Genomic DNA, 12,411 nt, shown 5'->3' on the forward strand with positions numbered 1-12,411 from the left:
AGGAATTGTGGTAAAAAGCAAAAAGAAGACTATAACTATAGTGATTGTAGCTATAGTAATAATAATAGCTATTTATTTTCTAATCAGTGTGATTCAACCACCTTCATTAAATAATCCTGAAAGCATTGCCTGGGATGAAACCGGTTTAAGATTTTTAATTTCCAATACGGGTAATGGAAAAATCCTTTATACTACAGATTTTAATCAATACGAAGTCCTGATTAATGAAGGATTATCCAGTCCCCGGGGAATTAAGTTCAGGACAGACACTCTTTATGTTGCAGATAACACAGTAATCCAGATCATAGATGTAAAAGGGGCAAAGATTGTAGAAAGTATTACTATACCCGGTTCAAAAATGCTAAATGATATTGAATGTGATAAAGAAGGTTTGCTTTATTGCACTGATACTGGAGCTAATAAATTATTCATCGTCAATCCGCATACCAAAGAAATAAATAGTTTCATCTCTCCTCTTATGACTAAACCAAATGGCATAGTCTTTGATGGTCCTCGTCGTCAGATGTTCATCGTCTGTTTTAAACCTGCTTCTCCTATTCTTGCTTTTAACATTGATACTAAGACATTTAGTATTTTCAAAGAAACACTTTATGATAATCTGGATGGAATTGCTATTGATGATTTGGGCAGGATATATTACAGCTCCTGGGGAGAAAAATGTATCTTTATGATTCCACAGGAACAGAATCGCACTATCATCTGGCAAAAAGATTTGAAAGCTCCTGCAGATATCTATTATCATCTTCCTACCAATGAGATTCTGGTCCCTCTTTTTGAGGATAATGAAATAAAACGGTTTAAGGCTGATTGATAAATAGAATTTCTCGCATTTCTACTACCAGTATAGAACTTAGAGATAAGTCTGTTATCAAGTATTTTTCTTCAGCAGATAGCTATTGGAAGGAATTTAAAGTGTATGAAAAAGGACTTCCAATGGTCCCAAAACTTCTTTGCTCTGAGGAACCTAAATGGATTGAAATTGAATATGTGGAAGGAAAACCTTACTTGAATGTGCAGCCGCAAACTGAAATAATAGACCTTTTAGCAGATACCTTGGGCAATTTCCATAAGGCAATGAGAACTGATAACCTCTATCTCTGCCATTGGGATAATCAACCTTCCAATATTCTTTATTCCGGGAATCAAATTTGGTTAATAGACTTTTCTGAATCTCGTACCTCGGTCGCAGAAGATGACATTACTCACTTACTGCTTTTCTGGTGTGCTGAATTCTCTTCTGACAAATTAAGAAGTTTGGTAGATAAATTTATCTCTCGCTATCAAATTCACATCCCGCTTAATGCTAAAATATGGAAGGATGCGCTAACTCGTAGTTTGATGCGTTTTAATCAAAGACGTTCTTCTTTTGGACATTCCTTGCACCATCTGGAAGAAGAACAGTTTAATCTAAATGTTAACTATCTATCCAATCTATTTAATTCCTTAAGTTCCAATTAAATGCAAATAAATAAATTCGCCATCATATATTCTTTAAATCAATTGAAAAGGGAATTGAAAAAATGACTTTTATAGATGTTTTGAACCTGGTTGGCGGACTCGCACTTTTCCTATATGGCATAAGTATGTTGAGCGATAATCTTCAGGCTGTAGCTGGAAAGAAGATGCGTCAAATCCTGAAAAGAATTACTGGCACACCTTTTAAAGGATTGCTGGTAGGACTTGGTGTAACAGCTATTATTCAAAGCAGCTCTGCTACCACAGTTATGCTCATAGGGATGGTTAATGCTGGAATAATGAGTCTTCAACAAGCAGTAGGCGTAATAATAGGAGCAAATATTGGTACTACTGTTACTGCACAACTGATTGCCTTTAATATTGGAGACATTGCCTATTTCTTTGTTATTCTTGGGGTTTTCGGTCTATTTTTCAAAAAAAGTCGTAAAATGGAATACTGGAGTTTAATCATTCTCGGTTTTGGATTGCTCTTTGTAGGTCTAAATGTAATGAGTAATTCCGTTATTGACTTAAAAAATTCTCTCTTTGCTCGGAATATTCTTGCTCAAGCTGCGGATTATCCTTTGCTTGCTATTTTGGCAGGAATGATTTTTACTATGATTGTTCAGAGTTCTTCTGCTGCTGTAGGTATTATTCTAGTACTTGCCAATACAAATTTGATTTCTTTTGATGGAGCCTTATATCTGGTTTATGGAAGTAATATAGGAACAACTATAACTGCTTGGTTAGCAGTTTTAACTTCCAGCTCTACTTCTAAAAGAGTGGCTTTAATTCATACTCTTTTTAATGTTTTTGGTTCAGTATTCTTTGCCATTCTCACTTATTTAGGTTATTTTAACAGATTTATAAATTTGATTACACCCGGTAATGTTTATGCTCATCAAAATGTGGCGCGTCATATTGCTAATGCTCACACATTCTTTAATGTCTTTAATGCTTTAATTTTGCTACCTTTTTCTGGACTATTAGTTAAAATTGCTCAAAAAATAATACCCCAGGGTCCGGAAGAGACTATTTCTATGGGAGAACCAAAATTTCTTGATTATCATTTGATTGATGATTCTTACCTTGCTATTGAACAATGTTTAAAAGAAATGAGAGAGATGCTTCGTTTAGTTAGACTTGAATTAAGAACCTCTTATGAAGCATTCAAGGATAAAAACTACAAGAAACAAGAAAGTATCCACAGAATTGAATCTGCTATTGATAATCTGCAAAAAGAGATTACTCGCTATCTTGTTGCGGTTAATGAACGCACCAATTCCGAAGTTATTATTCAAAAAATCCCTGCTCTACTTCATACTGTTAATGACATAGAAAAAGCAGGTGATTTAACTGAAGAAGCTAATCGTATTCTTAATCAAGAAATTCCTTCTCATAATAACAACATATCTGATGACCTGAAAAAAATGATAGGTGACCTTTATCGCAAAGTTATGGAAATGTTAGAATACTGCATTGAATATCTGGAAGAGCTGAAGCCTGTTTACATCTTTAAAATTATTGAATTAGAAGGCAGAATTAACGAGACTCATAATTCTCTCCGTGAACACATTATGAATTGTATTCAAAGTGGAGAATGTGATGCCATTAATGGTTTACATACTATTGATTTTATAGATACCATGGAGCGAATTGCCGATAAATTAAAGAATCTGGTCAAAGCTGGAAGTCACGATTTTACTTACAATATCCATAATGATGAACTCTGGGAAATCAACAAGGGTGAATTAGATGACGATTAGTCCCCTTCCTATTATCTTAAATTAATTTGGAATAGGTGATTCAATTTAATCTACTCCTATAACCTGTCGCAATTCTTTTATCTTTTTAGCAGCCAATTCTCTGGCACGGGCGGATCCTTCTTCCAGAATTCTTTTTATATCATCGGGTTGAGAGATAAGTTCATTATACCTCTCTCTTAAAGGTGTTAGATGAGCATTCAAAACATTAAATAGCTCTTCTTTTGCTTCTTTCCAGCTCATACCTCCAGCGAGATAGCGTCTACGCAATGATTCCGTTTGGTCTGGAGTGGCAAAATTACGATAAATCGCAAAAATAGTGCAGGTTTCTGGGTCTTTAGGTTCTTCTACTGTTTGAGAGTTTGTTTTAATTCTCATCACCAGCTTATAAAGTTCTTCTTCCGAAGCAAACATTGGAATAGTATTTCCATAACTTTTAGACATCTTGCGTCCATCTAATCCTAAAAGGGTTTTAGTTTCCTCTCTGGCAATTGCTTGAGGTATCTTTAAATATTCCTTACCATAATTATAATTAAAACTTTGAGCAATATCCTGAGCCATTTCTATATGCTGAAACTGATCACTGCCAACAGGTACATAATCCGTATCAAATAAAAGTATATCTGCTGCCATCAATACGGGATAAGTATAGAGTCCCATATTGACACCGTCATCAGAATCCTTTCCACTTTCAAGATTGGCTTGCACCATTGCTTTATAAGCATGAGCACGATTCATCAAACCCTTAGGAGTGAATGCCATTAAAATAACCATTAACTCAAAAGTTTGTGGGACCAGCGATTGTTTATAAAAAAGCACCTTCTCCGGGTTTAAGCCACAGGCTAACCAGGCAGCGGCAATTTCCAGGGTCATTTTTCTGATTTCCTCTGGGTCTTTACAGGCATTCAAAGCATGGTAATCAGCTATAAAATATCTGGCTTTACAAGTCTTAGCCAGTTCTAAAGCTGGACGAATAGCACCCACATAATTTCCTATATGTGGCACACCCGTTGGTTTTATTCCAGTTAGTGCAACTTTCATTTTACTCCTTCCTTAATCACTTCTCCAAATAAATCCGTTCCTATTATATCTATCAATTTTATAGGATAGATTTTACCTAATTCCAGATTTTCTCCTTTAACAAATGTCAATCCATCTATATCAGGTGCTTGAAACCAGGTTCTTCCAATATAATTAGCTTCTTCAATATCATCTGCATAATCTTCTATTAAAACTTCCAAAATCTCACCAATATAGCTTCCCATAATTTCTTCCAGAGATTGTTGCTGCAGCTTTACTAATTGATTATAACGAGTCCGTATGGTTCTGGGGAGAATTTGATGGTCCATTTGGGCTGCAGGAGTACCTTCTTCTCTGGAATAAGGAAAGATTCCCAGATAAAGAAAAGGAGTTGAATTAACAAAATTCTTTAGCAACTCAAAATCCTGTCTTGATTCACCTGGAAATCCTATCATTAAGGTAGTTCTAAGAACAGATTGAGGAAGCTTATCTTTTATCTTATTAAACATTTCTTTTAATTCAGTAGACCCTTTTTTTCTTCCCATAGCTTTTAAGATTGGGTCAGAAATATGCTGAATAGGAATCTCAAAATAGGGCAAGAGCTCTGGATATTTTTCCCAGAGCTCCAGCCAGGAAGTCTCAAAATGGTCAGGATGCATATATAGCACTCTAATCCACTTATATTTATTAAGTTTTATTAGCTCTTCCAGCAATTCTGGCAAAGCTTTATAGCCATAGAGGTCCATACCATAATTTGCTGTATCCTGAGCAATAACAATTAGTTCGGAATAATGTTTATTGTCTTCATCTGCTAATTCTCTTGCTTCTTCCACCAATACTTCTATAGGAATGCTTTTCATCTCACCCCGAATAGAAGGAATAGTGCAATAAGTGCAGTGATTGGAACAGCCATCACTTATAAGTAAATAGCGATAATAAACTTCATCAATTGAAGTTCTTTGATATTTTGCCTGAGATGTAAGCCCCAGCAAAGTTTCCATAGCAGCAACATCTTTCAGTCCAATCCAGCTATCAACCTCAGGAAAAGCTTCTTCAAATTCCCCTAAACCTCTATTCATCAAACAACCTGTAACTACAAGTTTTTTAATCTTACCTTCTCTTTTCATTTCAACCAATTCTGAAAGAACTTGTTCTCCTTCTTTTAAAGCTGATTCAATGAAGGAACAGGTATTGACTAAAACCAGGTCTATAGGTTCACTTTCATCCCAGAGTTGATAACCTGCCTTTTCCAGAATATTAGCAAATATCTCACTATCTACCAGATTCTTGGAACAGCCTAAGCTTACTATATAATAAGATTTCATTCCAGTAAATGGATAAAAAGGCCTGAACGCAGTTTGGGTTCAAACCAGGTTGATTTGGGGGGCATAATTTCTCCCGCATCAGCTATCCTCATTAGTTCATCTACTGAGGTGGGATACATAACAAAAGCTACTGCTTCTTTTCCGCTATTGACTCTTCTAACCAATTCCTCCAATCCTCTTATGCCACCTACAAAATCTATGCGTTTATCTCTTCTCGGATCCACTATACCTAAAATGGGATGTAATAAATTATTTTGTAGGATAGAAACATCCAGAGAAGCTACAGGATTGCTGGCATCCCAGGTGCCATAACGAGGTCTAAGACAGTACCAGGAATGGGCAAGATACATACCTATCTCATGCTTATGAGTTGGTCTAAAAACTCTCACAGCTGGTAATTTTGTCACTTCAAACTTGTCTTCTACTAAATGCAGAAAGGTTTCTACCGTATGATTATTTAAATCACGCACTATTCTGTTATAATCGTAAATCTTGAGCTGATTATCTGGAACAATAACAGCCATAAAGAAATTAAACTCTTCTTCACCTGTATAATCTGGATGTTGCTGACGACGTAATAGACCAACTTTAGCAGCTGAAGCGGTACGATGATGTCCATCTGCTACATACAAACAATCCAGTGCGGCAAAACTTTTTTGAATGACTTCAATATCTTCTGGATTATCAATTAACCATAGAGAGTGACTTATACCATCATCAGCTACGAAGTCATATTCGGGGGCATGGTTTTTTTTCACTCTTTCTACTACTTCATTGATAGAATCTTGATGCTTATAAGTTAGAAACACTGGGGATGAATGGGCATTACAGGCATCTATATGACGAATACGGTCTTGTTCTTTATCTTCTCTGGTCAGCTCATGTCTTTTTATCACACCAGACATATATTCATCCACTGAAACCAATCCTACCAAGCCATTTTGTTCTCTCCCATTCATAATCTCTCTATAAACATAATACATAGGCTTTTCATCTTGTTTCATATAGCCTTCTTGCAGATAACGATAGAGATTCTCGCGCGCTTTAGCATAAACTGCTGGATCATAAAGGTCAATTTCTGGTGGTAAATCTACTTCTGGTTTTTCCACCCGAATGAAACTCAAGGGATGTTTTTGTGCTTCAATTCTTGCCTCATCCGAATCCATTACATCATACGGCAAAGAAGCTATTTCAGATGCGTATTCAGGCAAGGGACGAACTGCCTTGAAAGGTTTGAAAGTCGCCATTATGATTCTCCTATATATTTTATTGATAATACACTTTTAAAACTTTTATCATATTTATGTGGTCTTCCACACCTACTGTTTCACGAACTGAATGCATAGCCCAGAGAGGATTACCAACATCAACCACAGGAATACCCAGACGAGAAGATATAATATGTCCTACGGTGCTACCACATAATAAATCACTGCGTATAATATAGGTCTGACAGGGAACTTCTGCTATTTCACAGAGTCTTTTAAATCTTTGACTGCTTTCCAGATTAGTAGCATAATTATAATTCGCATTCCATTTTATTACCGGTCCTCCATTCATTACAGGAGCATAACTTGGATCGTACTTCTCAGGATAAGATGGATGATAGGAATGTGCCATATCACCAGAGATAAGAAATGACTTACTTAATATCCTCAAATATTCTTCCCGAGAAAATCCTATGTTTAAGGCTATTCTTTCCAATACATTTTCCAGAAAAGAAGAATCCGCTCCCTGTCTGGTTTCTGAACCGATTTCTTCATTGTCAAATAAAGCGGCTACACAGGTGCTCTCAGAATTATCTACTTCACGAATTGCACTCATTATTGAATGAGTCATTCCTAAATTATCCAATCTGGCACTCATTATTAAGCTCTGGTCTAAACCACAAATCTCTGCAGGCTCAAAATCATAAAGAAAGAGTTCACTGCCAGAAATATTTTCCACAGACACTACTGCAGCTTTAGCTAAAGCTTCCATCAAGGAATTTTTTTCACTTTCTTTACTCTGTAATATCGCTTGCAGATGAATCTGCTTATTATATTCAAAACCCTTATTTATCTCTCTATTAAGATGAAGTGCAGCATTGGGTATAACTGCTACGGGTTGTTTCAAATTTACTGGTAAAAATCTAAGATTATCTTCTTGCTTAATTGCAATTTTCCCCGCAATACTTAAACTACGATCAATCCAGGAACCGATTATAGGACCTCCGTAGACTTCTACGGAAACACGGGTAATACCATTTTCTGTCTTCAGACTTTCTGGTTTTATCTTTAAACTGGGACTATCTATGTGGGCTGCTCCAATTTTATATCCAGTATCCAGAAGATTTTTGCTTCCTAAAGTGAAAGCTACAACACTGGTATCACGACAAACATAATATTTACCACCAACTTGAAGTGCCCATTGTTCTTCTTCTTTTAAAGCTTTAAAACCACTTTCCTCCAGCCTTTTAACTATTTCGTGAGACGCTTGTATTGAAGTGGGTGAACCATTAAGAAAGTCCAGAAAATCCAAAATTTGGTTATTCATCCTTTCAACTCCAGATTTCTTTTATTAAAGCCTTCTTATTTTATACCCTAAAACCTGTCAAAGAAATTAAATCTGGTAATGAGCTTGCTAACTTTTGCTCTCAGTTTTTGAGTAAAACATTTAATTAAAGCTACCTGAATCACATTATCCTTAGAACTGCGGTTATTGAAAATAAAAGGAATTCTAAAGAAATCAGTAGATGAAGAAAGTCTTCAAGATTATTCCCCTAATTTTTTAAATTGACATATATTAATAAAGTTTTATATGGGCAATAATGTGAATAATAGTACTGCTAAGATTTTGTCTATATCTTACTCTACATTCATTTATGGATTGTAAAAAATAATAGTATAGCAATTCTCACGGTATCTATTTAATCACAAAATTATTTAAACATATTAAGGAGTTGAGGACGATGAAAACAAAACATTTCTTTGTCATCTTATTTTGTATGTTTTTATTTATCTTTGCTGCTTGTCAGAAAGATGATGCGGATCATCAACCGATTAACACTGACATTGTAACTTCTCTAAATAATTACTGGCAGTATCAATCAGATTTAACTTCCACTCTTGAATCGCATGATGGCACAATGGTTGGAATACAAAATGCCATTTTAAATTTAGGGAATAAGTCAAAAAATCGGTATGACTTCAGTCAAATTGACGGTATGGTAGATGAATATTACAATCAGTGTAATGTTATTTCCGATCATTTTGCTGTTTTAGCTCGGGCAGAGGATTCCATCGTACCTTATGGAGAAAGTAAAGGATTGTTATCCAATGTGGCAAAAGGTATCTATAATAAAGCAAAGGATACGGTCGTCTCTGGTGGGAGAATGGTTCGTTCTGGCTGGAGAGTTTTAAGTGGTAAACAAAGTATCCGTCAGGTTTTAAATGATCCCGAATCTGGTATACCATTACTTTCTGGATGGGCAGAAACCATTCAAAAACGTAATAATGCTCGTGACGCTAAAATCCGTGAAATGATTTTAAACTGGAATCCTACCACTTCCCCTGAAGATTGCAATTACACTATTCCTTATGATGATTTACCAGGTTCAACACCTCAGGAAAAAGCCAATGCCTATCTTAATTTAAGTGATGAAGACCCAATCAAAATGCAAACTCGCTCTGGGGTTATGTTATGGAGCGATGATGAAAGGGCAGCAACTGCTGAGACAGCAAAGGAACTTGGAGAAACCGGAGTTAAAGCTGTGGGAGATGCTTATGGTGGAAATGTTGGTGAATGGAATAATGAAATTCTGGATCAGATGATGGAAGAAGGTGAAACTCCTCAAGATTGTGGAACACTTACAGTAGACATCAATTCTTCCGAAACCGGAAATCCTCCCATTGAAACAGGAAAAACTTTAATTATTTCAAGGTCTGATATGCCTGAAGATAATCCTCGTATTACTATCATTATGAATGCACCTCAAAATCTACAACTACAGCTGCCTGAAAGTGAGTATCAGGTTATTGCTCTGGCTCAAGATTTCATTCGTGGTGTCTATGATAACTTGCAAATCGCTCAAGCTGGTTTGACACAAGTTGCCACAAATCTTCTGAAACTTGCTGAGAATGCAATCATAATTGAAGATTTAACTGTCGTTGAAGGTTGCATAACCGTTAATCAACCCGTACATGCACACACCACTTGCGTTAGCACAATTGGACAGGCTCTCAATTTTCAATGGACGGTTTCAGGTGGTGCTTATACAGGTTTTAAAGCTAATGGCACGGATCTAACCTTCACTCCCACAGAAGAAAAGGAATATACCATTGCTGTAGAAATTTCCGATAATATGGGTAATCATAAATCCAGAAGTATTACTGTCGCTTCTTCTGGTGGTAAACTGGTTATTGATAATTGGGAAATTGAAGATGAAAACTTTATTGATAATAAACTCAATCCAGGAGAAAGAGCCACTATAAAACTCTTCGTTACTAATACAGGAACAACAAGTTTGACTGGCTATCAAGCTATAGTAACTTCCGTTGGTTTTTCTTCCTCTTTTAATCCCTCTAATGTAACTATTGAGGCTGGACAAACCTTACCGGTAAGCGTTCCTATTACTATCAATAAAGAACTAAGCCAAAATCAACTTACTCTACAATATCAATTTACAACACAAAATCAAAACAATGATAATGTACTTATTACTGATACTATAGAGCTTCCTATAGATTTCTATGTAACCATTAATGAAATCTCTAATGTGGTAACTAACAGGATTGTTAATATCAACGGAAAAATAGCCAATCCTCAATTAACAACTGCATTGCTCATTCTGGATAATGACAGCGAGCATACTTTTGACCTCAATTTGAATAATGGCAATTTCTCTCAAGAAATAGTATTAACCGGGTCCAACGAGGAAGTTCAACATACAGTATATGTTATAGCTGTTTCTGGAGCTCTGGTAGCTGAAAATACAATGTCTTTCTCTTCGCAGGTTCCTTTAATGGCTTTACATTGCACTCTAACTTGGGATACTTATGGAACGGATGTAGACCTCTGGGTTACTGACCCTAATGGTGAAAGATGTTATTGGGCACATCGTCAAACTGCAAGTGGCTTATCACTTGATGTTGATGATGTAAATGGTTACGGTCCTGAAAATATTACCACTCCATCTGTTATTCCAGGAGATTATTTGGTGCAAGTGCACTATTACAGTGATCATGACAGTGAAAATGCCATTGGCACAAACAGTGTGGTAGTAATCAGGAAAGGAGAGCAAAATCCAGTAAATTATTATGGTTACTTATCCGATAGTGGCGATTTATGGGATGTTACAGTCCTGCATTTTGACACGGTAAAAGGGTGGAGTATTAAAGCTACCGACAAACATTCTAAAGTTAATGCTTCTACACTTCCTCCTAAAAAATAAGGTTGAAATTACCTTTGGTAATTCACCTATCTTTTATTTTTTAAAAGCAGGAAGTGCTCTCAGAGAATGCGTAACTATATATTATTCAGTGTAGTTAGCAATGTTTAGATAGATTACCCGTTAGGGTAGAATAAACAAGGTTATGTTGTAATGTATTAACTACTACTAAATATAAACTCTTAGATTTAAGTGCTGCTATTTTAATAAGTTGAATAGCAGCACTTTTTTTATAAAAAGACTTAGGTTATCATCCTATGATGAAATTGATATTTGCAAGTTTATATTATTGTTATCTATCCTATAATTTTATTATCCTAAATATAATATGCTTAACCCAGTCATCCATATACGGTAATTTGCACTCGTTAATGAAGTTTTTATATCTTACTATTTGCTATTTCACCTCACCATTATACCTGATTTAGGTAATCTTTTTCAGGACATGCTACTACAGTTCTCTCTTAGCTCTCCCTTGGCTCTTTCCTATTACTTTTCTCAAGAAATGGCTAAGATAAAGGAAGGAGGGAGGCATGATCAAAGATATTAAAAATACTGACGATAAAATATAATTATGGAAGATAATTATTGGTATTATAAAGAAAAAGTAAGGCTGAAAGTTATAGACTGCAGGAGATTGTCTTGACAAAAATTTGATTATTGTTTAAAAAGAAAATTAAAAAAAAATGATGGATGATAGAGATGGCTAAGGATGAGACAAATATGAATAATAGAACAAAGCAATGGCAACATATAGCAATTCTATTAGCAGCTCTGGGTACAGGTTATCATCTTCATAGTGTAGCTTGGGAATTAGCAGGACTTTCTGCCATAACCCTTTTATTTTTCTTTGTTCCCATTGCTGTGGGAAAGCAAAATCAACTCCGTATCCCCCTATTCGTACAAATAATTCTGTTAATAATGATTTATTTCCCCATTGTCTATCCACCAATAGCATCTATCCCTCATTTTGAATTTATATTACACTGTGGTTCATCACTCACTACTGCAGGCATAGGCTTTCTTTTAATATATTCTCAGAGCGGTTATGATATAGGAGAACCAGTTTTAACCCCTTCTTTTATCGCTTGGTTCACTCTCTGTTTTGCCATAACCGCGGGAGCATTATGGGAAATTGTGGAATTCTTAATAGATTCTCTTTTTAAGACTGATATGCAAAGGTCTCGTTCTCTTGAGATAATATATGGAATAAAAGATACTCGTCTGGGAGTTTTAGATACGATGGAAGATTTATTAATTGATGGTGCTATGTCTCTTCTCGCATTTTATGCAGTTAAAATAGGTCTGGGAATTTTATTAAGGATGAACAATAAAAAGGTGAACTTGAAGGAAGAAAAGGGAATAGAATAATTTTTCTTTTTTTAGGTCAAAAAGAAAA

General features: G+C 35.5%; 9 protein-coding genes. 5 read left to right on the forward strand and 4 right to left on the reverse strand.

What is annotated here, in order from left to right; genetic code table 11:
• The first annotated feature begins 7 nt into the window (after nt 1-7).
• The 3 genes from E0946_RS01815 to E0946_RS01825 all read left to right on the forward strand — a co-directional run bounded on the left by E0946_RS01815 (nt 8) and on the right by E0946_RS01825 (nt 3,242).
• A complete protein-coding gene (locus E0946_RS01815) occupies nt 8-832 on the forward strand; it encodes an SMP-30/gluconolactonase/LRE family protein (RefSeq protein ID WP_165942054.1) in 825 nt (274 codons plus the stop codon).
• A complete protein-coding gene (locus tag E0946_RS01820; RefSeq protein WP_133200756.1) occupies nt 829-1,479 on the forward strand; it encodes a BUD32 family EKC/KEOPS complex subunit in 651 nt (216 codons plus the stop codon). Before E0946_RS01815 ends, E0946_RS01820 begins: the two co-directional genes overlap by 4 nt.
• A 62-nt stretch (nt 1,480-1,541) precedes the next feature.
• A complete protein-coding gene (locus tag E0946_RS01825) occupies nt 1,542-3,242 on the forward strand; it encodes a Na/Pi cotransporter family protein (protein ID WP_133200757.1) in 1,701 nt (566 codons plus the stop codon).
• A gap of 45 nt (nt 3,243-3,287) precedes the next feature.
• Here the strand turns inward: E0946_RS01825 and E0946_RS01830 are convergent, their stop codons facing one another.
• The 4 genes from E0946_RS01830 to E0946_RS01845 are packed head-to-tail and all read right to left on the reverse strand — an operon-like array spanning nt 3,288 to nt 8,119.
• Complete coding sequence (locus E0946_RS01830) at nt 3,288-4,280, reverse strand: tryptophan--tRNA ligase (protein WP_133200758.1); 993 nt, start codon at nt 4,278-4,280, stop codon at nt 3,288-3,290.
• Complete coding sequence (rimO, locus tag E0946_RS01835; RefSeq protein ID WP_133200759.1) at nt 4,277-5,584, reverse strand: 30S ribosomal protein S12 methylthiotransferase RimO; 1,308 nt, start codon at nt 5,582-5,584, stop codon at nt 4,277-4,279. The genes E0946_RS01830 and rimO overlap by 4 nt, the downstream gene beginning before the upstream one ends.
• Nucleotides 5,581-6,831, reverse strand: coding sequence for a DUF1015 domain-containing protein (locus tag E0946_RS01840; protein ID WP_133200760.1), 1,251 nt, complete (start codon nt 6,829-6,831; stop codon nt 5,581-5,583). The genes rimO and E0946_RS01840 overlap by 4 nt, the downstream gene beginning before the upstream one ends.
• Nucleotides 6,832-6,850: 19 nt before the next feature.
• Entirely contained in the window at nt 6,851-8,119 is a 1,269-nt protein-coding gene (locus E0946_RS01845; protein ID WP_133200761.1) for a M18 family aminopeptidase, read from the reverse strand.
• A gap of 415 nt (nt 8,120-8,534) precedes the next feature.
• Here E0946_RS01845 and E0946_RS01850 point away from each other — a divergent pair, with 415 nt between their 5' ends.
• Both E0946_RS01850 and E0946_RS01855 read left to right on the forward strand, forming a co-directional pair.
• Nucleotides 8,535-11,015 carry a hypothetical protein gene (locus E0946_RS01850; protein ID WP_133200762.1) on the forward strand — a complete coding sequence of 827 codons (2,481 nt, stop codon included), beginning with the start codon at nt 8,535-8,537 and terminating at the stop codon, nt 11,013-11,015.
• A 720-nt stretch (nt 11,016-11,735) separates the two neighbouring features.
• Nucleotides 11,736-12,383: a DUF2238 domain-containing protein gene (locus E0946_RS01855; protein WP_133200763.1), complete on the forward strand. Its 648-nt coding sequence runs from the start codon at nt 11,736-11,738 to the stop codon at nt 12,381-12,383.
• Nucleotides 12,384-12,411 lie beyond the last annotated feature (28 nt).

This window comes from Candidatus Syntrophosphaera thermopropionivorans, from assembly GCF_004353895.1.
GTDB lineage: Bacteria > Cloacimonadota > Cloacimonadia > Cloacimonadales > Cloacimonadaceae > Syntrophosphaera > Syntrophosphaera thermopropionivorans.

What these genes read in the sequence shown, in the direction of transcription:
- rimO (WP_133200759.1), bottom strand. Translation starts at nt 5,584, where the DNA reads ATGAAATCTTATTATATAGTAAGCTTAGGCTGTTCCAAGAATCTGGTA.
- E0946_RS01830 (WP_133200758.1), bottom strand. Translation starts at nt 4,280, where the DNA reads ATGAAAGTTGCACTAACTGGAATAAAACCAACGGGTGTGCCACATATA.
- E0946_RS01845 (WP_133200761.1), bottom strand. Translation starts at nt 8,119, where the DNA reads ATGAATAACCAAATTTTGGATTTTCTGGACTTTCTTAATGGTTCACCC.
- E0946_RS01825 (WP_133200757.1), top strand. Translation starts at nt 1,542, where the DNA reads ATGACTTTTATAGATGTTTTGAACCTGGTTGGCGGACTCGCACTTTTC.
- E0946_RS01855 (WP_133200763.1), top strand. Translation starts at nt 11,736, where the DNA reads ATGAATAATAGAACAAAGCAATGGCAACATATAGCAATTCTATTAGCA.
- E0946_RS01850 (WP_133200762.1), top strand. Translation starts at nt 8,535, where the DNA reads ATGAAAACAAAACATTTCTTTGTCATCTTATTTTGTATGTTTTTATTT.
- E0946_RS01840 (WP_133200760.1), bottom strand. Translation starts at nt 6,831, where the DNA reads ATGGCGACTTTCAAACCTTTCAAGGCAGTTCGTCCCTTGCCTGAATAC.